The organism is Hyphomonas sp. (assembly GCF_965284475.1).
Classification (GTDB): Bacteria; Pseudomonadota; Alphaproteobacteria; order Caulobacterales; family Hyphomonadaceae; genus Hyphomonas.
Genome location: NZ_OZ260087.1, coordinates 2,965,444 through 2,989,100, shown reverse-complemented (window position 1 = coordinate 2,989,100; position 23,657 = coordinate 2,965,444). Strand labels below are relative to the sequence as shown.

Genomic DNA, 23,657 nt, shown 5'->3' with positions numbered 1-23,657 from the left:
TTCGATCATAAGCAATTACAGCCTGTTTCGGGAAGGTCCAGAGCGTCGCAATGCCAAACCTCGCGTCAAGTGAAGCCCTCAAGGCGCTGACAGACTGGTGGCTGGACATGGGAGTTGAGGTCGATTCGGCCCGGATCGACGCCCTGATGCGGGAAGTGAAGGCTCCCGAGTCGGTATTGAAGTCCGTGAACGCAGATGCCGATGGCGCGCCGAAAGCCGCACCTCGCCGCACCCGCGGACCCACTGACTGGGTTGCGGAAGCCACACGGGCCGCCGCGGCCTGCGATTCGATGGAGGCGCTGAAAGGGGCCATCGAGGCGTTCGATGGCTGCCCGCTCAAGGCGACCTGCGAACATACGGTTGTCTGGGATGGCGTGGTGGGGGCGGACCTGATGGTCATTGGCGAGGGTCCGGGAGCCGAAGAGGACCGGCGCGGCCTGCCCTTCGTCGGCAAGGCCGGGCAGCTGCTTGACCGGATGCTCGCCGCAATTGGCCGTTCACGCACCGAAAATACGTTCATCACCAACGTCAATTACTGGCGCCCGGCCGGTAACAGAAATCCTGACGCCGAGGAACTGGACGTCTGCCGCCCTTTTGTGGACCGGATGGTCGAACTGGGAAAACCCAGGCTGATCATCGCCACGGGCGGCGTCCCGGCCAAGGCGCTGCTTGGCAGTGATGACGGGATCATGAAATTGCGCGGTACCGAGTACACGTTCACGACACCCGGCGCCACCTCCATTCCGCTCATCCCGATCCTGCACCCGGCCTATCTCCTGCGGCGTCCGCAGGACAAGAGCCGGGCCTGGCGGGATCTTTTGCTCATTGAAAAGAGGCTGAACGAACTTGGCTGATCAGTCTTCGAGCTTGGCGTCGGTCTTCGCGTCGACAAGGCCGCGTTCCTTCTTCTTGCGGGTTTCGAAAGTGCCCGCGATATCGCCTGCAGTGTCCGCACCCAGCACTTTGCGCGCGGTTGCGAAAATCTCTTTCTCTTCTTCATCTATATGGTGCTCATAGCGTTCACGCAGGGTTTTAAACCGCGCCAGCCAGCCAGGCGAGCTGAAGTCCATCGCGTCAATATCCTGCATCATCTCGTCGATTTCGTGGTGCTCCGACACAGAATGGCGCGCCTTGGGCTGGCCCTTCGACTCTTCCATCAAAGGCGCATAAAACGCCTCTTCTTCAGCGGCGGCGTGCGCCCCGACTTCGTAAAAGAATGTTTCCCAGAGTTTGCGCCGCGCTTCGCTGTCACCACACGTTTCAACCAGCTGCGACAATAACTGGCGGTGCCTGTCATGGTCTGACTTCAAGCGATCATATATGGTCGTCATTCGGGACTTCCTCGTGCAAGTTGGATTGTAAATGGAACGCCGGTGCCTGAAGAGAGTTCCTCGTTCTCGTGCGCCTGCCAGGAAATCTCCATGCCCGCTCCATTGTCCGTCATTATTCCCACGCTGAACGCGGCCCGGGATTTGCCCTTGTGTCTCGAAAGCCTGATGCCTGGCCTTGAGAGCGGCTTGATACGTGAAGTCGTTGTGTCTGACGGCTTCTCCGAAGACGGGACGCAATCGCTTGCCGAAGCCGCTGGCGCCACTTTCCTCAAGGCCGCAAAGGGCCGTGGCCGCCAGCTGATAGCCGGCGCAGAGGCTGCGCGCGGCGAATGGCTGCTATTTCTCCACGCCGACACCGCCCTCTCTCGCGAATGGGCAGAACGTGTGTCCGACCACATCGCCCAGCGCCCGGACAATGCGGCTGTTTTCCGCCTGAAATACCGCTCGGACGAAAAAGGCGCACGCTGGCTGGAATCACGCGCCAACCGCAGGGCGCGCTGGCTCGGCCTGCCCTATGGCGACCAGGGCCTGCTGATCTCGCGTCAAAAGTATGACCAGATCGGCGGCTTTCCTGATGTGCGCCTGATGGAGGATGTCATGATTGTGCAGGCCGTGGGAAAGAAGAACCTTACCTTCCTCGATGCCGAAGCCCGCACGTCGGCGGCCAAGTATGAACGTGACGGCTGGCGCAAACGCGCCTGGAAGAATGCCTGGATGCTGGCGCGCTTTTTGCTGGGCGCAAGCCCAGACAAACTCGCCAAGGAATATACCTAATTGTCTTCCCAGAATTCCTCGGTCTCGAAATCTCCGCTATGGGTTTCAACCAGGTAAGTCTTGAACGCATTCAGGTCGGAAACCCGGCAGGAATAGCTGTCTGTCCGTTCAATGCTGAAACGCTTCAATACTGTCTCTTGCGCGTCATTACATGCCGGCATGACGAACTCATATGTCGGGACGTGCGTCATCGCGCCAAGCCGCATGTGCGCCAGCAAATAGTGATACGACACTTCATCACCGTCCTGCATTTTCGCTTCAGCCAGGTAAACCGGATTGGCCTCTTCGCTGCCGCTTTGCGCGTCCAGCATCTGGAAGCGAACGAAAAGTGGCTTTTCATCTGCCTCTTCGGGCGGAGGCGGGATTGTGTACGTGCCGTCATCTCCCGCCATCACAATCCGGCAGTCATCGTCAAGACAGAGCACGACGCCATCATAGGGTAACGTCACCTGCTCTCCGGCAGGAATCAACGGGACTTCACTGTAAAAGCAGGCTGACAGGGCGAACAACCCGGTCAGGGCTGCGAGCATTCGAAGCGCGTTCATGTCAAATCTCTCCCTTGCGTGAATGACAGCTTTGATCTTCTTGCTGTCGAAAGTAAGGCCAAGGCATGAAAAACGCGACCGTCCTGATCTATGCAAAACCGCCCCGGATGGGGCTTGCCAAAACCCGCCTGGCCAGCGGCGTCGGCCTGACCGAGGCCAGACGCATCGCTCATTTCACGCTTGCCCGCACGATGCGGGCGGCGCTCTCCGGCCCCTGGAAAACCGTTCTCTATGCGGCGCCTGACCGGGCACTGTCCGATACACTCGGTGGCATCTGGCCGAGCCATCTTGTTCGCCGAAGCCAGGGCACAGGCAACCTGACCGACCGCCTGAACCGCGGCCTCGCCGACGCGTATCCGGGACCGGTCCTTTTCATCGGCGCCGATGCGCCAGACCTGACACCGGCCCTGCTTCACCAGGCGGTCCGCGCGCTGAACCGCCACGATGCCGTCTTCGGCCCGGCGCGCGATGGTGGCTTCTGGCTGTTCGGGATCAACAAGCGTGCCCAAACCCGATCACCCTTCGCAAACGTCCGCTGGTCAGGTCCGCACGCAATGGAGGATGTCTGGAGCAATCTTTCCGCAGACGCTTCGGTGGCGCTATTGCCAATGCTGATCGACATCGACGAGGGACAAGACTGGCAAGACTGGAATGAGTCGCGCTGACCGGCGCCCTGCCTACAGCCGGGAATAAAGCTGGTAACCTTCGCGATAGTACAGCTTCATGGTTGTGATGACGTCTCCTGCGAGCGATGTCGTGCGATCAATCACGAACACTGCCGCGCCCTCTCGCACATCAAGCGCGCTCGCCACCGCCTTGTCGGCAGCGACCGCCGAGAACACGACATCACCGCCGGAAAATGGAACTGTCTGCACCAGCCACTCATTGGCGCTGATATCATCCAGCGGCGCATCCATAATTTTTGGCACGACCCGCGTATTCACCCAGCGCGTTTCGAAAGCGAAAGGCCGCCCGTCTGCGAGGTGGACCGTATCCAGATGAAGCGCTTTCGTCCCCGCCGGCAGGCCCAGCCTGGTGCGGATGGCAGCCGGCGGCGCTTTCTGAGCCCTGCGCGTGAGCTCGTGACCATAGGCGCTGCCGAGCGCCTCGACCTGTTCGCGGACAACCGGAATATTGAACTTCGCCTGGCGCACCGGCATGTCGCACACACGCGTCCCCCCCTTGCGCTTCCTGACGACGAGGCCGTCATTTGCCAGCCCCTGAAGCGCGCGATTTATCGTCACCCGCGCGCAGCCATACTCGTCCGCCAGCATGGCCTCACCCGGAATGCGCTCGCCCAGCGCCCATTCGCCGCTCTGGATGCGCTCAAGAATCGACTGGCGGATCGCATGATGTGAATTGGTGCTCATAGGGCCTCTCTCAGGCGGAAGATTGTCTGCGCAAAGTCGCGCGCAATTTGCTCATGATGGATATGCCTGCCGCCGGTGACCATATGCCGTCCCGCCGCCCAGACATCGCTGACCACGCCATCCGACCCGGCAAATATCCAGGCGTCCAGCACCGTGTCCCGCTTCAGCGCGCATATCGCGTGATGAGTGTCATCGAGCGCCGTCAGGTCCGCCAGCGCACCTTCTTCGATACGGCCCGCATTGCGCCCGACTGCCTGCGCGCCGCCGCGCGCCGCGCGCTCATAGAGATACCGCCCATTCGACGGCGTGGCCTGGTCTGTCAGGATCACCCGCTGCTGGTCACGAAGCCTTTGCGACACTTCCAGCATGCGTAACTCTTCCGTCAGCGCGATCTTCACATTCGAATCCGAACCTATCCCGAGCCGGCCACCCGCCTGCAGATACCGCGCCCCATCGAAAATGCCATCGCCCAGATTGGCCTCGGTAATCGGGCACAGGCCCGCAACCGCGCCCGACCGCGCCAGATCGACCGTTTCGCCTGGATCCATCTGTGTCGCATGGATGAAACACCAGCGGTGATCCACCGGCATATTGTCCAGAAGCCACCGGACCGGGCGCGCGCCCAGCGCATCCACCACTTCTCTGACTTCGCCCACTTGCTCGGCCGCATGGATGTGCACCGGCCTGCCCTGTCCCAGCTGCACGGACGCGCGCAGCCCTTCTGCCGAAACCGCGCGCAGCGAATGCGGCGCGACACCCAGCATGAAATCATCTGGCAGGTCCGCGAAGTGGCCAGATAGTGTGGAATGCAGGGTCTGGAACGCATCAAGCTCGCAGCCAAACCTCAACTGCCCGCCTTCAAGCGCGCGCCCATCCAGGCCGCCCTGCATGTAAAGCACCGGCAGGTGCGTGAAGCCGATACCCGTCAACCGCGCCGCCTCAATATGCCGGAGTGAGGTTTCCTCGACCTGCGCATAGGCCCGTCCGCCCGGCGCATGGTGCAGGTAATGGAATTCGGCCTGCGCGGCATAACCGGCTTCCAGCATTTCCATCTGGACCTGCGCCGCAATCACCTGGATATCGTCCGGCGACAGGATTTCCAGGAACCTGTACATGACTTGCCGCCAGGTCCAGAAATCGTCAATCGCCGTGGGCCCGCGCTTTTCGGCCAGCCCCGCCATTGCCCTCTGGAAACTGTGACCATGCACGTTCGATAGTGCGGGCAGCAAAACACCGACACGATGGTCGGCCTGCCCGCCTGTATCCAACACGCCGGAAATCAGCCCGGCATCATCTACTTCGACGGTCACATTCTCCCGCCAGCCATCTGCCATCAGCGCCTGTCTGGCAAAAATTCTGGTTGTCATCACGCTTGCGCCCGGATTATTATGTGCATACAAATTATCAAATCGAACGCGAATAACAAGGGCGATGACGAAAGCTGTTTTCTTCTCCGATTGCACTTTGGCCTCGATGAAATGGGGAGAGGCAGACTACGGCCTCATGCCAGACGCAGCTTTTGCTATTCGCGATGGACGTATCGCCTGGGCCGGCAAGGCAGCGCGCAGGCCTTCGGAGTTCCAGGGTGCGCCAACGGAAAGCCTCGGTGGGCGCCTTGTAACACCCGCGCTGATTGACTGCCACACGCACCTCGTTTTCGCCGGCAACCGCGCCCGCGAATTCGAACAGCGCCTGCGCGGCGCCAGCTATGAAGAGATTGCCCGCAACGGCGGAGGCATTGCCTCAACCGTCGCCGCCACCCGGATAGCGAGCTTCGATCAACTGGTTGAGCAATCCTTGCGTCGTCTCGACAGCCTCATAGGCGAAGGCGTGGCCGCCGTTGAAATTAAATCCGGCTACGGACTGACAATTGACGGTGAAATGCGCATGTTGCGCGTCGCACGCCACCTGGAGACCCTGCGCCCGGTCAAGGTCAGGACAAGCTGGCTCGCCGCGCATGCCGTACCTGCAGGCTATGCCGGTCGACCCGACGCCTATATCGACGAGGTCGCAATCGCCGGCCTTATGCAGGCCGCTGCTGAAGGCCTTGTCGACTCCGTCGACGGTTTCTGCGAGGCGATCGCCTTTACGCCGGCGCAGATCGAACGCGTCTTCCAGACCGCCCGCTCACTGGGCCTTCCTGTCAGGCTGCATGCCGAACAGCTCTCTGACCAGAAAGGCGCCCTCCTGGCCGCCCGCTATTCGGCGCTTTCGGCCGATCATCTGGAATACCTGGCAGGCGCCGATGTTGAAGCCTTTGCTGCCGCCGGAACCGTTGCCGTGCTGCTTCCAGGCGCGTTCTACACGCTGAAGGAAACCAGACTGCCGCCGATCGCTGCGCTGCGCGAGCATGGTGTCGCCATCGCCATTGCGACGGACTGCAATCCCGGCACCTCACCGATCTCGTCCATCCTGACCGCCATGAACATGGCCTGCACCGAATTTTCCCTCACACCTGAAGAAGCGCTGGCTGGCACGACGCGCTGCGCCGCAAAGGCGCTCGGACTGTCAGGCGAGTACGGCGAGATCACAATCGGCGCCCGTGCGGAGCTCGCCGTCTGGGATGTCGAACACCCGTCTGAACTTTCTTACTGGGTCGGCGGATCGCCCCTCCACAAGCGCCTCTCGCACGCGATTGCGGCATGATGATTTCACTCAAGCCCGGCCACGTATCCCTCTGCGATCTGGAAACCCTCTATCGCGGCGGCAACGCATTCCAGCTTGACCGGTCAGCTTACACGCGTGTCGCAGAATCAGCAGCCACGCTGGCGGACCGGATCAAGAGCGGTGATGCAATCTACGGCGTGAACACGGGCTTCGGAAAACTTGCCTCTATCCGCATCAGCGATGACAAGCTCAAGGCCCTCCAGAGAAACCTGGTCCGGTCACATTGTGCCGGCGTCGGAGAGCCGCTCCCCGCCAATGTCGTCCGCCTCATCATGGCGCTCAAATGCATTTCGCTGGGGCGCGGCGCGTCTGGCGTTCGTCCCGAACTCATCGCGCATATCCAGAACATGGCACGCGCCGGCATCCTGCCCGTCATTCCGGCCAAGGGGTCGGTCGGCGCGTCGGGCGACCTTGCCCCGCTTGCCCACATGGCGGCCAGCCTCATCGGCGAAGGCGAAGTGGTCTATCGCGGTGAGCGTATGCCGTCAGCAAAGGCATTGCAGACGGCAGGTATCGCCCCTGTCGAACTCCAGGCCAAGGAAGGACTGGCGCTTCTGAATGGTACCCAGGTATCAACCGCCCTCGCGCTCGCAGGATTGTTCGGCGCATGGCGGCTGTCGGTGTCATCGCTCACGACTGCGGCCCTGTCGATTGACGCGGCCATGGGGTCCAGCGCACCGTTCAGCGACGAAATCCATCAGCTGCGCGGACACCAGGGGCAGATCGACAGCGCCCGGCGCCTGCGCGAACTTCTTCAGGGATCGGAGATCCGGGAAAGCCACAAGAGTGGCGACGAGCGGGTGCAGGATCCCTATTGCCTGAGATGTGCGCCGCAGGTTATCGGCGCCTGCCTTGACCAGCTCCGGCAGGTGGGCGTGACGCTGAAGATCGAGGCCAACGCAGCGACTGACAACCCGCTTGTCCTGTCGAATGGCGAGATCGTCTCCGGCGGTAACTTCCATGCCGAGCCGGTTGCCCTCGCCGCCGACCAGGCTGCCATAGCCATCTCCGAAATCGGCAGCATTGCCCAGCGCCGGATCGCCATGCTGGTCGACCCCGCTCTCAGCTTCGGCCTCCCGGCCTTCCTCGCGCCGGACCCGGGCCTCAAGTCGGGCCTGATGATCGCAGAGGTGACGTCTGCAGCGCTGATGAGCGAAAACAAGTCGCTCTCAAATCCGCGTTCGGTGGATTCAACGCCCACCTCGGCCAACCAGGAAGACCACGTGTCCATGGCCTGCCACGCCGCGCGCCGGTTGCTGGAGATGAACACCAATCTGGCCGGCATTCTGGGGATCGAAGCCATGTGCGGCGCGCAGGGCATCGAATTGCGCGCGCCCCTGGAAACCAGCGACAGCCTTGCAGGCTTGATCGGCACTATCCGGAAACACTGCCCTCCGCTCGACGATGACCGCATGGTCAGCCCCGACATCGAAGCCCTGGCCCGTCTTGTGCTCGAGACCGCAACCCTTTGTGATCTGGATGGAGGAACCACTCCGATTGGACTGACGCCATGACCCCCGTCACCATCATTCCCGGCTCCGGTCCCGTCATTCTGGGCCAGCCCCATTCAGGCACCTTCGTTCCGGACGATATTTTCGCCCGCCTGAACAGTCTCGGCAAGGAATTGCGCGACACGGACTGGCACGTGCCCCAGCTCTATGAGGGCCTGCTGCCCGGCGCCACAATCGTCCGCGCCAATTTCAGCCGCTATGTCATCGACGCCAACCGCGACCCTGAAGGCACCAGCCTTTATCCCGGCCTGAATGTCACTGAACTCGTCCCGACCAGCACGTTCGACGACGAACCGATCTGGCATGCGAACCCGACTAAGGCTGATATCGCGCAGCGCATCGGGTCTTTCCACCGCGTCTATCACGCGGCCCTGGAGGCTGAGATCGCGCGGGTAAAGGCGGCGCATGGCTTTGCCGTGCTGTACGACTGCCACTCCATCCGGTCTGAAATCCCGTACCTGTTCGACAACCAGCTGCCTGACCTCAATATCGGTGACAATAGCGGACGGTCCTGCGCGCCAGCCATAACGTCTGCGGTCGCCGCCATATGCGCGCAATCTTGCCTGTACAGTCATGTCGTGAACGGCCGCTTCAAGGGCGGATGGACCACCCGTCACTATGGCCGGCCGGAAACAGGCGTACATGCGATCCAGATGGAACTGGTCCAGCGCTGCTACCTCGAATCCGAAATGCCGCCCTTTTCCTATTCCACCAGCCGCGCGGCCCCTTTACGGGACCTGCTCGGCACCATCCTGAAGGCCGTCGAAGATACGGCAAACTCCAGCCTCAAGACGGAGACCTGACATGGACACGCCCCGCAAGAACAGACGCGACATCAAGAGCCCGACAGGTCCCGAACTCAACTGCCTGTCCTGGACCACCGAGGCACCTTTCCGGATGCTCCAGAACAATCTCGACCGGGACGTAGCCGAAAACCCTGACGAACTCGTCGTCTATGGCGGCATCGGCCGCGCCGCCCGGACATGGGCAGATTTCGACAAGATCATCGAAACACTCAAAACCCTGACAGAGGAAGAGACGCTGCTGGTCCAGTCCGGCAAGCCCGTCGGCGTCTTCCGCACCCACAGGGATGCTCCGCGCGTCCTGATCGCCAACTCGAACCTGGTGCCGCACTGGGCGACCTGGGATCATTTCAACGCGCTCGATAAGAAGGGCCTGATGATGTACGGCCAGATGACGGCCGGCTCGTGGATCTATATCGGCACACAGGGAATTGTTCAGGGCACATATGAAACCTTTGTCGAAGCGGGGCGCCAGCATTATGATGGCAACCTCAAGGGAAAGTGGATCCTCACAGGCGGCCTCGGCGGCATGGGCGGCGCCCAGCCCCTTGCGGCGGCCATGGCAGGCGCGTGCTGCCTCGCTGTCGAATGCAACCCGGACAGTATCGATTTCCGGCTGCGCACCCGCTATCTTGATGAAAAGACCGACAGTCTCGACGAAGCCCTCGCCCTGATCGGAAAGTGGACAGCGGCGGGCGAAGCCAAATCCGTCGGCCTTTGCGGCAATGCGGGCGACATCTTCCCCGAACTGGTCAGGCGCGGCATTCGCCCGGACCTGGTGACAGACCAGACCTCGGCACATGATCCCATCCACGGCTACCTGCCCATTGGCTGGACGATGGCGGAGTGGAAAGAGAAACAGGCAAGCGATCCGAAAGCCGTCGAGCAGGCGGCCTGCGCGTCGATGAAGATTCAGGTCCAGGCCATGCTGGACTTCTGGAATGCCGGTATTCCCACGCTCGACTATGGCAACAATATCCGACAGGTCGCCTTCGATGCGGGCCTCGAGAACGCCTTCGACTTCCCGGGCTTTGTTCCAGCCTATATCCGACCGCTGTTTTGCCGCGGCGTTGGCCCGTTCCGCTGGGTCGCGCTCTCGGGCGATCCGGAAGACATCTACAGAACAGACCAGAAGGTCAAGGAACTGCTGCCCGATGATGCCCACCTGCACAGGTGGCTCGACATGGCACGCGACCGCATCGACTTCCAGGGCCTGCCCGCCCGCATCTGCTGGGTCGGGCTGGGCGACCGTGACCGCCTCGGGCTCGCCTTCAACGACATGGTCGCCAGCGGCGAATTGAGCGCCCCGGTCGTGATCGGCCGCGATCACCTCGACAGCGGATCGGTTGCCAGCCCCAACAGGGAAACCGAGGCCATGAAAGATGGCTCGAGCGCCGTCTCCGACTGGCCACTGCTGAATGCGCTGCTCAACACCGCATCGGGCGCAACATGGGTCAGCCTGCATCATGGCGGCGGGGTGGGCATGGGCTATTCCCAGCATGCCGGAATGGTCATCGTCGCTGATGGTACCGAAGATGCCGCCCGCCGCATCAGGCGTGTTCTCTGGAATGACCCGGCATCCGGGGTCATGCGCCACGCCGACGCGGGATATGAAGACGCGCTCGATTGCGCCCGCGAAAAAGGCCTCAATCTGCCAGCGATCCTCTGATAGCGCGCCGCAGCGCAGAGCAGGCGACACCTGTTTTACAGGCAATGCGATCCATCCACATAATTTCATCGACACGATATAGTTTGTTCTTGTTTTGTTCTTTATGATGTGGGCACATGCGCCCCATGAGAACCAGGCAGAAACTGAACCCCAAAGGGCGCGTCACCTTGCTGGAAACCAGGCAAGCGGCCGAGCGCGGTGAACAGCGCGGACGCGGCGCCGTGTCCAACCAGACCGGGCGGTTCGAACCGGAAACCCGTCATGCCTTCGACGATGGCTGGGACACGGTGGAGGAAACGGCCGCCCGCCTGGAGACAACGCTCACGCAGGAATCGGCCAAGACGATCATTACGTTCAACAAGTCGCCCGACATATCCTTTGACCGCACAATCAATCCCTACAGGGGGTGCGAGCATGGCTGCATCTATTGCTTTGCCCGGCCGAGCCATGCCTATGGTGGCCTGTCGGCCGGCCTGGATTTCGAGAGCCGGCTTTTCTTCAAGCCGAACGCGCCAGAGCTGCTGAAGCGCGAACTATCGCGGCCCGGCTATCGCCCACGCCCGATTGCGCTCGGCATGAATACAGATGCCTTCCAGCCTGTGGAGCGGGATACGGGCCTGACGCGGGAAGTGCTGAAGATCCTGTTGGCCTGCCAGCATCCCGTGAGCCTGCTGACCAAGTCATCCCTGATCGAACGCGACATGGATATCATAGGCCCGATGGCCAGGATGGGCCTCGCGCGGGTTGGCGTGTCGATAACCACGCTGGACCGCACCCTCGCCCGCAGGATGGAACCGCGTGCAGCCACGCCCGCCCGCCGCCTCCAGACCATCCGCGCCCTGTCCGACGCGGGCATACCGGTAACAGTGATGACCGCCCCCATCATTCCCGGGCTGACAGATCATGAAATCGAGAACCTCCTCGAAGCCGCCGCGCAGCACGGGGCAACCGGCGCAGGCTATGTGATCCTTCGCCTGCCCTACGAGATCAAGGACCTCTTCCATGAGTGGCTGGTCACGCATGTGCCAGACCGTGCGGCAAAGGTGATCAACACGATCCGCGACATGCGCGGCGGCAAGGATTATGACGCGCGCTGGTTTGAACGCGGCTCGGGCCGCGGCCCGGTCGCGAAGATGATTATGCAGCGCTTTGTGCGTGAAACACACCGGCTTGGACTCGACACGCCCCGCGCTGCCCTGCGGACGGACCTGTTCCGGCCACCCACGGCTATGGATGACCAGCTGGAGCTTGGATTTTAACAGGAATTACCCGGTAACTCCCATCTTTATCCACAAACTTATCAACAGGTCTATTCACAGTCTCCGAATCCGTTAGTTTCGAACCCGAAACGATTTCGGACTGATTCGGCTGCGCAACTATTAGGGTTTCAGAAACCGGCGTCCGTCACTGATTCGGCTTCACGAAACACGCGTTGCTTAAACGGGGCTGGCAAAATGGAACTGAAAAGAAACACGATCATGCAGGGCGACTGCATCGATATCCTGCGGCGCCTGCCAGACCAGTCTGTCGATCTGGTCTTTGCCGATCCGCCCTACAATCTCCAATTGGGTGGCGGGCTGACACGCCCCGACCAGTCAGTCGTCGATGGCGTAGATGATGAATGGGACAAGTTCGACAGCTTCGACGCCTATGACCTGTTCACGCATGAGTGGATGTCGCAATGCCGCCGCGTCCTGAAGGATGATGGCGCCATCTGGGTCATTGGCTCCTATCACAACATCTTCCGCGTCGGCACCGTGCTGCAGGACCAGGGCTTCTGGATCCAGAACGATGTGATCTGGCTCAAGTCGAACCCGATGCCGAATTTCAAGGGTACCCGTTTTCAGAACGCCCACGAAACACTGATCTGGGCCGGCAAGTCCGAAGCCTCGCGCGTCACGTTCAACTATGACGCCCTCAAGGTGTTCAACGAAGACAAGCAGATGCGCTCCGACTGGGTCATCCCGCTCTGCACTGGCGGCGAACGCCTGAAGGACGAAACGGGCAAGAAGGCTCACCCGACGCAAAAGCCGGAAAGCCTGCTTTCGCGCATCCTGCTTGCCACCACGCATCCGGGCGATGTCGTGCTCGACCCCTTCTCGGGAACCGGCACGACCGCCGCCGCCGCGCGGCGCCTCGGCCGCGATTTCGTCGGCATCGAGCGCGATCCCGACTATGTCCGCCTCTCACGCGCCCGCATCGCGGCCATAACGCCGCTGGAAGGCGACATGCTGGAAACCGAGCGCAGCAAGAAGTCCCTGCCCCGCGTTCCGTTCGGCGCGCTCATCGACAATGGCTGGCTGAAGCCGGGTGACCGCCTGTTCTCGCCCCAGCGCCGCTACCAGGCCCGCATCCGCGTCGACGGCTCCCTTACCACGGGCGCGGTGTCCGGCTCGATCCACCGCCTCGGCGCGCATGTCCAGCAGGCGCCGGCTTGCAATGGCTGGACCTATTGGCACTTCGAGACCGACAAGCGCGACCTTGCGCCCATAGACCTCCTGCGCCGCCGCTATCGCGACGAAATGGGCCTGAACTAGTCTCGCTCCACTGCCAGCCGGAAGGCCTTGGCAAAGACGGTCGGCAATCCTTCAACGTCCCGGATGGGTGTCCACACGCCGTCCGGGCGTTTGCCATTCAGGGCGCCGCGCCTGACGCTCAAGGTCAGGGCAAAGTGCGTGAACACATGGCGCACCTCTCCTACAGCCTGCCAGTCAGCCTCAGCCGGTGGCGCCTCGTCCGGAATTCCCGTCTTCGGCCAGTCGGTACTCGGCAGGGCCAGCATGCCGCCAAGCAGGCCCTTGTCCGGCCGGCGCACCAGCAGCACATCCCCGCCATCCACCAGCACGTAGGCCACCCCCTGCCGCACCCTCGTCACGCCCTTCGCAGGCTTCACCGGATACCGTTCCGGCGCCCCTTCCGCCCGAGCCCTGCACAGCTCTGAGAGCGGACAGATGCCGCAACCCGGACGCGTCGGCGCGCAGACCGTGGCGCCAAGGTCCATCAGGGCTTCGGCAAATTCCCCCGGCCTCTCCGCAGGCACGAGTGTCCGCACAGACTTGGCGATCACCTTCTTCTCAGCCTGCCACTCACCCTTCAGCGCCAGCAGCCGCGCAAACACGCGCTCCACATTGCCGTCCACAGCTGCGGCCTGCTGATTAAACGCAATCGCAGCGATGGCCCCTGCCGTGTAGGGGCCAATTCCGGGCAGTTTTAAGAGTTCCGGCCCTGTCTGCGGGAAGCCGCCCAATGCCACCACTTCGCGCGCACATTTCAGGAGGTTGCGGGCCCGCGCATAGTATCCAAGCCCTGCCCAGGCGCCCATCACCTCTTCATCACGAGAATTTGCAAGCGCCTCCACATCCGGCCAGCGCGTCACGAACCTGTGGAAATACCGCGTCCCGTGCGGGATCGTGGTCTGCTGCAGCATGACCTCGGAAAGCCATATCCTGTAGGGATCAGGGCGAATTCCCGCCGCGCGATCGGCTGGCGAGACACGCCATGGCAAGTCGCGTGCATGCCCCTCATACCAGGCCAGCAACCGCTCCGGGAGTGCGCCGAGTTTCACCTTGGGGGCCACGTTCGTCTTTTCCTCGCCATCAAGCCGTGCTTGTCTTGGTGAATGGTCACAAGATCAACCCTCGATCCCCTTGAAGAGGCACGCGCCCGTGTGCGCCTGCGCTATCAGCGGGCCCGCAAGGTACATCCGGGCATCCCTCAGATTGGCCTCGCGGCCGAGCGGCTGGGCCGCAAGGCCGGGGCGAAGAAACTCCCCGCCGTGCAGCTGCTGCAACGCCGCTGGCGCGAGATCGTCGGCGAGAAGCTCTACCCGTTCTGCCGGCCGGAAAAGATCACCGGCGGCAAGGATGGACGCGTGCTCACCTTGCGGGTCATTCCCCAGGCCGCCCCGCTGGTACAGCACCAGGTCGAGACGATCCGGCAGCGCGTGTCGGTGTCGGCCGGCGGTGACATTATCGCCATCAAGATTGTCCAGGGCGCCCTGGCCACCAGCGAGCCTGCAAAGCCACGCCGCCGGCCCGTTCCGCTTACCAGTGCCCAGCACAAGCAATTGGAAGACAGCACCGCCAGAATCGAAAGTGCCGCCCTGCGCGCAGCGATTGTTGCATTGGGCACAGCCGTGCTAACCGCAGACGACCCCGCTTCGCCAATGCCGGATACCGGTCCGGCCAAATAGCCACCTCTTTGTGAAGGCCCTTCAAATGGCACTTGTTTCCCGTCCCTCCGCTCTCGTCTCGGTCCTCGCGCTGATGATCGCCGCCTGCGGCAATGCAACAGGTGATGACAAAACACCGACGCCGCCTGAAGCTGCTGTTCCCGCCGTACTGGGCCATGTGAAGGGCGTTGAGGATGCGCCCCTGACAGTGATCGAGTATGCCTCCCCGACCTGTTCGCACTGCAAGCATTTCCATGACGATGTCATGCCGATGGTGGAAGAGAAGTTCATCTCGACCGGCAAGGTGAAGTTCGTTTTCCGCGAATACCCGCTGAACGATATCGACGTCGTGGCCTATGCCCTGGCCAACTGTGCCGGTGATGACAGGTTCTTTGACGTCCTTGATGATCTGTTCGAACACCAAGATGACGTGTTCGAGGCCTCGAAGGATGGCACCCTCGAGGCCCTGTTCCAGGATATCGCAGGGCGCCACGGCATCGCCGGCAAGGAAGCCTTCAATGCCTGCCTTGGCAACCGTCCGATTCGCCAGCGCATAGCCGACACGATGATGACGGGCGACAGCTTTGGTGTCAGGGCCACGCCCACATTCATCGTGAATGGACAGGTAAAGGCGGCTGACGGTGACGCACAGTCGGCTGACGCCTTTGAAGCCTATCTCAATGGCGAACTGGACAAGCTGCCTCAATAGCGCCCCCGAGCAGCATTAACGATTTGGCAACCAAGACGACTCAATTCTTAACGCAAAGGTTATGATGATGGAACGCATCTCCAGACGAACCGCTTTGGCCGCCCTGTCGGCACTGCTGCTTGTTGCCTGCGGCAATGGCGAAACCGAAGTTACGGCAACCAGGAACGGCGACGATCCTGCAAAGATTGGCCATGTGATGGGCTCAGCTGATGCGCCCGTTACGGTTATCGAATATGCGTCGCCCACCTGCCCGGCCTGCAAGTACTTCCATGAAACGGTCCTGCCCGAGATCAAGGAAAAGTACGTGTCGACCGGCAAGGTGCGCTACATTTTCAGGGAATACCCGATCCGCGATGTCGACGTTCCGGCCTACGCCATGGCGCTTTGCGCGGGTGATGACAAATATTTCGACGTTCTCGACGATATTTTCGCGCACCAGAGCGGCATCACGGATGCAGCCCGCAATGGCGTGCTCAAAGCCGCCCTGGCCGCAATCGGCGAACGTCACGGGATCAATGGCGAAGCCGCTTTCGATGCCTGCATGGCAGACGAATCGATCCGGCAGCGCCTGAAAACGACATATGACGCAGCTGAAAAAGACGGGGTCGACAGCACGCCAACCTTCATTTTCGACGGCGAGATGACCCGTTTCGAAGGCGACATCCGTTCACCTGAGGGCTTTTCCGCAAAGCTCGACGGGCTTCTCGCAAACGCGGCAGAACAATAAGGATATGAGGCCGGCATGCAGATAACTGAACTCCGCATCGCCGGCTTCAAGTCGTTCGTCGACCCGCAGACCGTACCTGTAGAACCGGGCCTGACCGGCATCGTTGGCCCGAATGGCTGTGGCAAGTCAAACCTGCTGGAGGCCCTTCGCTGGGCCATGGGCGCAAGTTCCGCCAAAGCGATGCGCGGCGGCGAGATGGACGACCTCATCTTCTCGGGCGCGCAGAACCGCCCGGCGCGGGAAACCGCGGAGGTGACGCTCGTTCTGGATAATTCCAGGCGAACGGCGCCCCCCGAATTCAATTCATCTGATACGCTCGAAATTGTCAGGAAACTGCGTCGGGGCGCTGGCACATCCTACAAGCTCAATGGGCGCACTGTACGCGGCAAGGACATCCAGCTCCTGTTCGCCGACGCATCGACAGGCGCCAACTCGCCTGCCCTCGTTCGTCAGGGCCAGATTTCGGAACTGATCGGTTCCAAGCCCCAGAACCGCCGCCGGATTCTCGAAGAAGCCGCCGGCATCGCGGGCCTCAATACCCGCCGCCATGAAGCGGAACTGAAACTGAACGGCGCCGAGACAAACCTTGAACGCCTGACGGAAGTCTCTGCCGAAGTCGAACGCCAGCTCGCCAGCCTCAAACGCCAGGCCGGCAAGGCACGAAAGTATCGCCGCCTGTCGGATGAGATCCAGGCGCTCGATGCCCTCGTCGCCCATCTGCGCTGGACCGAAGCACGGATCGCTTGCGAGATTGCGCGTGAGAAACTGGAAGAATCCCGCCGCGCCGTAGAAGACCTGACCCGCCAGGATGCCGTATGCGAACGCGAACGCATCGAAGCCAGCGAAGGCCTCGGACCGCTCCGCGAAGCTGAAAGCGTCGCCTCGGCCAAACTGGGCCAGGCCCGGATTGCGCTTGCCAGGCTCGAAACCGAGCGAAAGGTCGCAGCCGACGCCCATGCGCGGCTCGAAGCGGAAGCCACGCGTCTGGTTGAAGACCTTGAACGCGAACAGGCGGCAAAGGCTGAAGCCGAAGCCGCAACCGGGAACGCGCGGCATGAACTTTCTGCGTTGCCGGTGATGGACGAAGCCCGAAACGATGAGATCGAAGCTGAAACCCGCGCCTCGCTGGAAAATGCCCGCGCCCGCCTCGCAGCTGCAGAAGAAGCGGCCGACGCGGCACAGGCGCAACTCTCCGAAGTGCGTGCCCGCCGCAAGGCGTCGGAAGAAAATGTCGGCGCCCAGACGCGCCGCCGCGACCAGATCACGGCCGAAATCAATCGCCTGACAAACGAAATGGCCGGTCTGGAAGACGCCGTTTCGCTGGTTCGCAAATTGAAGGACGCCAAGGATGCCGAATCTCTGGCGGAGTTGGCCCTGCGAGATGCAGAGACGGCGGTAGAGGATGGCGAGGCAAGACTTCACGAGACCCGTGAAGCCGAGGCCCTTGCGCAACCGCCGCGCGATGCTGCGGACAAGGATGTCCGCGCACTGGAAGCCGAAATCGCAGGTTTGCAGAAACTGCTGCGCAAGGCCGATGGGCCCAGCGCGCCGCCCGTGATTGACCGGATCCGCACGAAAGACGGTTACGAAAAGGCTGTCGCTGCCGCATTGGGAGATGACATCGAAGCCCCGACCGACCGGAACGCCGCCATGTTCTGGAATGGCGCAAGTGCTGCCATCCAGGCCCTGCCCTCTGGCGCAACAGGCCTGAACGCATTTGTCGAAGCCCCCTCCGAACTGGCCGCACGCCTGTCTCAGTGCGGCGTTGTCAGTGCATCTGATGGCGCCCGGCTCATGTCGGACCTCAAGCCGGGCCAGCGCCTTGTGTCGCGCGAAGGACACCTGTGGCGCTGGGACGGCTTCACACGCACACCGGACGCACCCGCAAGCGCCGCTGCACGCCTCGAACAACAGGCCCGGCTGGAAGCGGCTTTGGCCGAGATCGAACCGCTGCGGGCCCGTTTTGAACATTGCACGGCGGTTCTGACCAGCGCCCGCGACGCGCGCCTCTCGGTCGAGGAATCGCTCAGGGGCTTGCGCCAGGCCATTGCGCCATCGCAACGCGCGCTGAGTGAGGCGCGCACCCGCGTGACGGAGGCCTCGCAAGCCTCTGAACGCGCAGCCATGAAGCGCGATACGACCGGAGAAGCCCTCGACCGCGCCAACGCAGACCTCGCGGTCGTGAAGGAAGCGCTCTCATTGATGTCGCCGCAATCGTCAGAGGATGACGAAGCATCACTTGAGTCCCGCCTCACACAGGCACGTATTCGTGTCACCGAAGCGCGCGATGATGAAATTGAGTCCCGCGGACGCCTGACAGACATCACGCGCGGCCGCGAACAGGCCGCTGCGCGGCGTGCAGGCCTTGAGCGCGACGTTGAAACATGGACAGCGCGCGCCATCGCTGCTGGTGATCGGGTTGAACGCCTGCTGGAGCGCCGCGCCGCAGCCGCAGCTGAAGCGGTTGCCGCAAAGGCGCGTCCCGAAGAACTAGCGGCCGAAATCGAGACCATGTCTGCAGATGTCGAGCTCCTCGAAAGCGACCGCAAGCGCATCGCAGACCAGCTGTCCGGGAAGGAAGCCTCTGTCCGGGAAACCGAGAATGCGGCGCGTCGGGCCGCCATCGCAGCCTCCGAGGCGCGAGAGAGTCTCGCCGGGTGGAAAGTCAAACTCGAAACCGCTGAAGGGCGCCTCGAGGAAAGCGTCGAGATTGCGCGCAATTCGTTTCAACGCACCCCGGAAGGCCTGTTGGCTCTTGCCGAGGCCGGGCTGGATGCAGACGAGATGGGTGAATTCACGCCGCGAGACGCCGAGCGCAGGGTCGAAGACCTGCGGCGTGAGCGCGATCAGCTCGGCGGTGTCAACATGAATGCCGAAGAGGAGGCCGCCGAACTGGAAGAGCGCCTCGGCAGCCAGGTTAGCGAAAAGGAAGACCTGACAGCCGCGATCGCCAAGCTGCGCGAAGGCGTCGATGCCCTGAATGCCGAGGGGCGCGAGCGTCTGCTTGTCGCGTTCGAAACGGTCAATGAGCATTTCAAGGCCCTGTTCACCGCCCTCTTCCAGGGTGGCCAGGCCGAATTGCGCCTCATCGATGCCGAGGATCCGCTGAATGCCGGTCTGGAAATCTACGCCCAGCCACCGGGCAAGAAGCTTGGTACGCTCAACCTGATGTCCGGCGGAGAGCAGGCTTTGACGGCCGCCGCACTGATCTTCGCCGTTTTCCTGTCCCGCCCGGCCCCCATTTGCGTACTCGACGAAGTCGACGCCCCGCTGGATGACGCCAATGTTGACCGTTTTTGCAACATGCTGAACGAAATGCGGCAACGCACCGACACGCGGTTCGTGGTCATCACCCACAACCCGGTGACGATGAGCCGAATGGACCGTCTTTTCGGCGTAACCATGCGGGAAAAAGGCGTCTCGAAGCTGGTTTCTGTCGATCTGGAAGCCGCAGAACAGCTCGTTGCGGCGGAGTAGCGCAGAGCCCGAACCAGTAATTTCAATAAAAACAAGGAGGTGAGTTTCTGCAATCGCGGTTGACTTGCCCTCGCCCCCCTCATAGTTTGCGCCGAATTCGGGGGGTCTCCCCGTCAGCAGGGATTCGCGGCTGCGGAGCGCTAAAATACATGTCCAGTGAAGGTCCAGACGGCCTTGGTGAGGAGATCACCAGGGCAAGAGCGGCCCGGGCTGAACGTGAAGTGGCGAAGCAGCGCGCGACCAGGGCTGACGAAGGAAATCACTCGGCTGGGGCTTACGCCTTGCGATACGGTGCGGAATTCGGCACCTCGGTCTTTGTCGGTGGCTTCATGGGCTACTGGATTGATGTGTTCGCGGGGACAAAGCCCTGGGGCTTGCTGATCATGGGGGCATTGGGCTTCGCAGCAGGCATTCGGGCCATTATACGCGCCTACAAAGAGCTCAATGCTCAGGCGTTGAAACAGACACAGGAGCTGCAAGCTCCGGAAAACGGGAATAAGGACGGATGAACCTGTTTATGCCAAGCGTCGCGCTGGATCCGATCCACCAGTTCCAGATCACGAAATGGCTGGAGTTCAATGTCGGTGGCGTCGACCTGTCCTTCACCAACGCATCCGGCTTCATGGCCCTCGGCGTCATCCTTACCATCGCCTTTTTCGGTTTCGCCGCCTCGAAAGGCCAGCTGGTCCCGTCGCGCGTCCAGTCACTCGCGGAAATCGGCTACGGGTTCGTGGCCGACATGGTGCGCGGCGCGGCAGGTGAGGAAGGCCTGAAATTCTTCCCCTTCATTTTCACACTCTTCTTCTTCCTGTTCTTCGCCAACATGATCGGCATGGTGCCCTACGCATTCACCACGACCAGCCACATCATTGTCACAGGCGCCCTTGCGCTGCTTGTCATCTCCATCGTGATCGGCTTCGGCTTCTACAAGAACGGCTTCAAATTCCTCAAATTGTTCGCCCCATCGGGCGCGCCCTGGCCGATCTATTTCATCCTCATCCCGATTGAAGTCATCTCCTTCTTCGCACGGCCACTGACACTTTCCCTGCGCCTGTTCGCCAACATGCTGGCTGGGCACATCATGCTGAAACTGTTCGCCGGATTTACGGTTGCGCTAATCGCTGCTGGAGGCGCTTATGTGATCATCGCGCCGTTCGCGTTTGCCATGGGCGTTGCCCTCAATGCGCTCGAACTGCTGGTTGCGGGCCTTCAGGCATACGTTTTCGCAATTCTTACCTGTGTTTACCTGAATGACGCGTTCCACCCCGCGCACTAGGGACCCACTTCGCCGGTGCGGCCACATGGCCTCACCAAACCGCTTGACGCCGCAGACGGAACACGCTTCACGAGCGGCACTTTGTAGAACTACAGCATTCCCATAAGGAGATCCCCATGGAAGGCGATATCACCCTCGGCCTCAAATACGTTGGCGCAGGCCTCGCAACGCTCGGCATGATTGGTGCCGCTATCGGTGTGGGTAACATCTTCGGCTCGTTCCTCGACGCCGCAATGCGCAACCCGTCGGCTGCTCCCCAGCAAACCGGAAACCTGTTCATTGGTATGGCTCTTTCCGAGGCGCTCGGCATCCTGTCGTTCCTCGTTGCCATCCTGATCCTCTTCGTCGTCTAAGCAAATTCGGCTTTTGGGGCCGGCGGCGCTGTCGCCGGCTCCCACGACTGGACACGAAACCGAAGGATTTTCGATGCTGATCGCATTGCTTGCAGAAACTGCAGCCCAGGTGGCAGAAGGCAAACCGCCTTTCCCGCCATTCGAAACCTGGCATATGCCATCGCAGCTGTTCTGGCTGGCGATCCTGTTCGGCATTCTCTACCTGACCATGTCGCGGGTCATCTTGCCGAAATTGTCGGACACGCTCGAAAAGCGCTCTGATCGTATTGCGTCCGACCTTGATCAGGCAGGCCGTCTCAACGATCAGGCGACAGAAGCCCAGCAGGCGCTTGAGCTGCGCATTGCGCAGGCCAAGGCAAAGGCGCGTGAAACGTCTGACAAGGCCCGCGAAAAGATGAACGCCGAAATGGCCGCTGAAACGGCGCGTGTCGACGCAGAACTTGAGAAGAAACTGGATGCCGCCGATGCGCGCATTGCCAGCCTTCGTGCAGACGCCATGAAAAACGTCGAGCAAATTGCTGTTGATGCGACGGACGCCATCGTGGGTCGCTTCGGCGTATCGGCCACCAGGGCTGAACTGAAAAAAGCCGTCACAGCGGCGATGGAGTAGTCAGATGCGGACGATGAAACACTTCATCCCTTTGGGTGCCCTTTTCACGGTGCCAGCTCTTCCGGCACTGGCTGCTGAAGAAGGCCAGGGCGAAGGCTTCATGGGTGGCCTTGCCTATGCGGCCAGCGACCCGGTCACCTTTGTGGCCTTTCTGGCGCTTGTCGTATTCCTTCTGATCGCTGCCCGTATGGGCGCGTTCAAAACCATCCTTGGCGGTCTCGACGCGCGCTCCAGCGCGATCGCAGCAGAACTGGAAGAAGCCCGCAACCTGCGTGAGCGGGCTGCTGAGGCCCTCGCCCTTGCCGAACGCCGCCAGCAGGATGCCGACAAGGAAGCAGAGGCGATGATCGATCAGGCCAAGGCCGACGCAAAGCAGATCATGGCTGAAGCACGCAAGGACATCGCTGACCGCATGGTCCGTCGTGAGGCGCTTGCAGAGTCGCGGATTGCCCGCGCTGAAACCGAGGCAACAGAGCAGGTACGTCGCGCTGCGGCAGATGCTGCGATCTCGGCTGCCCGCCGCATCCTCAGCGAAGACACAGGTGTTGACCAGTTCGAGTCTGCTGCGCGCGAGATTGACCGCGCCCTCAGCTAGGGTTTCGGAAACAGTTCAAACGAAAAGCGCCGCCGGACAGTATCCGGCGGCGCTTTTCGTTTCAGCTGACCAGAACGGCTCAGTCTTCCGTATCGTTGATGATGGGCCCAGGCTGCATAACATCATTCATCAATGATCGCGGCACCTGGCCCGCCGGACAGGTCGCCGCAACCGGCGTACCGTCGCTGATCGCCGGCATGGCCATACGCATTTCGGGTGCGATGGGTTGCGAGCGGAAAAACCATGCAAGGATCAGCATCCCCAGAATGGCCAGCGAAATGGCGATCATTGTGCCCCAGCTGACAATTGTATCTTCGACGGTTTCGATGACAGATGATGCGGACGGCCGCGCAGCAGCTGCCGCAATCGTCATGCCCGCAACCTGCCTGTGGCCGTTTCCGTTGGCAGGCCCTTTGAGAGAGGCAGCAGCCAGTGCTGCAGCGCCCTGCGCCTCTGGTGCAGGCGCAGGCTTCACGCCAAGTTCCTTCTCGCGCTGTGCCTTCGCATGGAGCGCAAGCGGGTCATTCGGGTGGGCCGCAAGCCAGTCAGCGCGCTCGTCTTCGTCCTTGGAGCCAAAGCCCATCCATTCGCGAAGATCCGTTCGACCGTCATTCGCTCCCAGCGCTTCTACGGCCTTGTAGAAACCATCAGGTGTCTTGCGCGATGTCATGCCCACAACCGAATGGCGTTTGCCAGTCCGGAAAGGCTCATAGGGTATTGTCTTGTCGAGGCCGATCTGAACCAGCGTGCCGGGGCGGGAATGCCCCACGGACGCGGCCGCCCGCACCCAGTCGCTCTTGACGGCGTTCTCAGACCAGAGGACGAGCATGGAGGTGGAATTTGTCGCGTTGCGGGCATCCTTGGCGTCAAATGTCTCATCAACCTGCTTCTGATTGAACCAGACCTTGAATTTGAGGGCGCGAAGCCGCCGTGCGATCAGCTTCGCCATATCGCGATCTTCGCTCGCGGAAACCAGAAAGACGTCATATGCCATGGGGCCATTCCTGCAACTCTCATGCCGAGAATAACAGTCCACTGCCCCTTGGCCACCCGATTCCGCTTTCAGGCG

General features: G+C 61.6%; 24 protein-coding genes. 18 read left to right on the top strand and 6 right to left on the bottom strand.

Going from position 1 to position 23,657, the window contains the following annotated elements; all coding sequences use genetic code 11:
* Positions 1-50: 50 nt before the first annotated feature.
* The gene (locus ACQ66M_RS14490) at positions 51-854 is read left to right on the top strand and encodes a uracil-DNA glycosylase (RefSeq protein ID WP_430404713.1); all 804 of its coding nucleotides are present in this window, start codon (positions 51-53) and stop codon (positions 852-854) included.
* Here ACQ66M_RS14490 and ACQ66M_RS14485 read toward each other — a convergent pair whose 3' ends face one another.
* The gene (locus tag ACQ66M_RS14485; protein WP_430404711.1) at positions 855-1,331 is read right to left on the bottom strand and encodes a hemerythrin domain-containing protein; all 477 of its coding nucleotides are present in this window, start codon (positions 1,329-1,331) and stop codon (positions 855-857) included.
* Positions 1,332-1,421: 90 nt separating this feature from the next.
* Here ACQ66M_RS14485 and ACQ66M_RS14480 point away from each other — a divergent pair, with 90 nt between their 5' ends.
* Positions 1,422-2,105, top strand: a complete 684-nt coding sequence (locus ACQ66M_RS14480) for a TIGR04283 family arsenosugar biosynthesis glycosyltransferase (protein ID WP_430404709.1) — start codon at positions 1,422-1,424, stop codon at positions 2,103-2,105.
* On the opposite strand, the gene ACQ66M_RS14475 is transcribed toward ACQ66M_RS14480, so the two are convergent.
* Positions 2,102-2,650, bottom strand: a complete 549-nt coding sequence (locus tag ACQ66M_RS14475) for a hypothetical protein (RefSeq protein WP_430404707.1) — start codon at positions 2,648-2,650, stop codon at positions 2,102-2,104. The two genes, ACQ66M_RS14480 and ACQ66M_RS14475, sit on opposite strands and share 4 nt — an antisense overlap.
* Before the next feature lie 65 nt (positions 2,651-2,715).
* On the opposite strand from ACQ66M_RS14475, the gene ACQ66M_RS14470 reads away from it, so the two are divergent.
* Positions 2,716-3,315, top strand: coding sequence for a TIGR04282 family arsenosugar biosynthesis glycosyltransferase (locus tag ACQ66M_RS14470; RefSeq protein ID WP_430404705.1), 600 nt, complete (start codon positions 2,716-2,718; stop codon positions 3,313-3,315).
* 12 nt (positions 3,316-3,327) lie between these two features.
* On the opposite strand, the gene ACQ66M_RS14465 is transcribed toward ACQ66M_RS14470, so the two are convergent.
* Complete coding sequence (locus ACQ66M_RS14465) at positions 3,328-4,020, bottom strand: UTRA domain-containing protein (RefSeq protein WP_430404703.1); 693 nt, start codon at positions 4,018-4,020, stop codon at positions 3,328-3,330.
* Positions 4,017-5,387 carry a formimidoylglutamate deiminase gene (locus ACQ66M_RS14460; protein ID WP_430404702.1) on the bottom strand — a complete coding sequence of 457 codons (1,371 nt, stop codon included), beginning with the start codon at positions 5,385-5,387 and terminating at the stop codon, positions 4,017-4,019. The genes ACQ66M_RS14465 and ACQ66M_RS14460 overlap by 4 nt, the downstream gene beginning before the upstream one ends.
* A gap of 64 nt (positions 5,388-5,451) precedes the next feature.
* Between ACQ66M_RS14460 and hutI the strand changes: the two genes are divergently transcribed.
* The 6 genes from hutI to ACQ66M_RS14430 all read left to right on the top strand — a co-directional run bounded on the left by hutI (position 5,452) and on the right by ACQ66M_RS14430 (position 13,207).
* The gene (hutI, locus tag ACQ66M_RS14455; protein ID WP_430404700.1) at positions 5,452-6,666 is read left to right on the top strand and encodes an imidazolonepropionase; all 1,215 of its coding nucleotides are present in this window, start codon (positions 5,452-5,454) and stop codon (positions 6,664-6,666) included.
* A complete protein-coding gene (hutH, locus tag ACQ66M_RS14450; RefSeq protein WP_430404698.1) occupies positions 6,663-8,201 on the top strand; it encodes a histidine ammonia-lyase in 1,539 nt (512 codons plus the stop codon). The genes hutI and hutH overlap by 4 nt, the downstream gene beginning before the upstream one ends.
* Positions 8,198-9,001, top strand: coding sequence for an N-formylglutamate deformylase (gene hutG, locus ACQ66M_RS14445; protein ID WP_430404696.1), 804 nt, complete (start codon positions 8,198-8,200; stop codon positions 8,999-9,001). Before hutH ends, hutG begins: the two co-directional genes overlap by 4 nt.
* A 1-nt stretch (position 9,002) precedes the next feature.
* Positions 9,003-10,670 (top strand): urocanate hydratase, encoded by a 1,668-nt coding sequence (gene hutU / locus ACQ66M_RS14440; RefSeq protein ID WP_430404694.1) that lies wholly within the window; start codon positions 9,003-9,005, stop codon positions 10,668-10,670.
* 125 nt (positions 10,671-10,795) lie between these two features.
* Positions 10,796-11,929: a PA0069 family radical SAM protein gene (locus ACQ66M_RS14435; RefSeq protein ID WP_430404692.1), complete on the top strand. Its 1,134-nt coding sequence runs from the start codon at positions 10,796-10,798 to the stop codon at positions 11,927-11,929.
* Between the two features lie 195 nt (positions 11,930-12,124).
* Positions 12,125-13,207 carry a site-specific DNA-methyltransferase gene (locus tag ACQ66M_RS14430; RefSeq protein ID WP_350171557.1) on the top strand — a complete coding sequence of 361 codons (1,083 nt, stop codon included), beginning with the start codon at positions 12,125-12,127 and terminating at the stop codon, positions 13,205-13,207.
* Here ACQ66M_RS14430 and ACQ66M_RS14425 read toward each other — a convergent pair.
* Positions 13,204-14,247: an A/G-specific adenine glycosylase gene (locus ACQ66M_RS14425; RefSeq protein ID WP_430404690.1), complete on the bottom strand. Its 1,044-nt coding sequence runs from the start codon at positions 14,245-14,247 to the stop codon at positions 13,204-13,206. The two genes, ACQ66M_RS14430 and ACQ66M_RS14425, sit on opposite strands and share 4 nt — an antisense overlap.
* Positions 14,248-14,289: 42 nt before the next feature.
* Between ACQ66M_RS14425 and ACQ66M_RS14420 the strand changes: the two genes are divergently transcribed.
* The 9 genes from ACQ66M_RS14420 to ACQ66M_RS14380 all read left to right on the top strand — a co-directional run bounded on the left by ACQ66M_RS14420 (position 14,290) and on the right by ACQ66M_RS14380 (position 22,588).
* On the top strand, positions 14,290-14,862 hold the full coding sequence (locus ACQ66M_RS14420) for a DUF721 domain-containing protein (RefSeq protein ID WP_430404689.1): 573 nt from the start codon (positions 14,290-14,292) through the stop codon (positions 14,860-14,862).
* A gap of 25 nt (positions 14,863-14,887) precedes the next feature.
* Entirely contained in the window at positions 14,888-15,550 is a 663-nt protein-coding gene (locus ACQ66M_RS14415; RefSeq protein ID WP_430404688.1) for a thioredoxin domain-containing protein, read from the top strand.
* A 64-nt stretch (positions 15,551-15,614) separates the two neighbouring features.
* The gene (locus tag ACQ66M_RS14410) at positions 15,615-16,277 is read left to right on the top strand and encodes a DsbA family protein (RefSeq protein ID WP_430404687.1); all 663 of its coding nucleotides are present in this window, start codon (positions 15,615-15,617) and stop codon (positions 16,275-16,277) included.
* 15 nt (positions 16,278-16,292) lie between these two features.
* The gene (gene smc / locus ACQ66M_RS14405; protein WP_430404685.1) at positions 16,293-19,754 is read left to right on the top strand and encodes a chromosome segregation protein SMC; all 3,462 of its coding nucleotides are present in this window, start codon (positions 16,293-16,295) and stop codon (positions 19,752-19,754) included.
* Positions 19,755-19,903: 149 nt separating this feature from the next.
* Entirely contained in the window at positions 19,904-20,263 is a 360-nt protein-coding gene (locus tag ACQ66M_RS14400; RefSeq protein WP_350171551.1) for an AtpZ/AtpI family protein, read from the top strand.
* Between the two features lie 8 nt (positions 20,264-20,271).
* Positions 20,272-21,030 carry a F0F1 ATP synthase subunit A gene (locus tag ACQ66M_RS14395; RefSeq protein ID WP_350172555.1) on the top strand — a complete coding sequence of 253 codons (759 nt, stop codon included), beginning with the start codon at positions 20,272-20,274 and terminating at the stop codon, positions 21,028-21,030.
* 116 nt (positions 21,031-21,146) lie between these two features.
* Positions 21,147-21,383: a F0F1 ATP synthase subunit C gene (locus tag ACQ66M_RS14390; RefSeq protein ID WP_034737903.1), complete on the top strand. Its 237-nt coding sequence runs from the start codon at positions 21,147-21,149 to the stop codon at positions 21,381-21,383.
* Between the two features lie 73 nt (positions 21,384-21,456).
* Positions 21,457-21,993, top strand: coding sequence for a hypothetical protein (locus tag ACQ66M_RS14385; protein ID WP_430404683.1), 537 nt, complete (start codon positions 21,457-21,459; stop codon positions 21,991-21,993).
* A 4-nt stretch (positions 21,994-21,997) separates the two neighbouring features.
* Positions 21,998-22,588, top strand: coding sequence for an ATP F0F1 synthase subunit B (locus ACQ66M_RS14380; protein ID WP_430404681.1), 591 nt, complete (start codon positions 21,998-22,000; stop codon positions 22,586-22,588).
* Between the two features lie 79 nt (positions 22,589-22,667).
* Here the strand turns inward: ACQ66M_RS14380 and ACQ66M_RS14375 are convergent, their stop codons facing one another.
* Positions 22,668-23,582 (bottom strand): toll/interleukin-1 receptor domain-containing protein, encoded by a 915-nt coding sequence (locus ACQ66M_RS14375; protein WP_430404679.1) that lies wholly within the window; start codon positions 23,580-23,582, stop codon positions 22,668-22,670.
* Positions 23,583-23,657 lie beyond the last annotated feature (75 nt).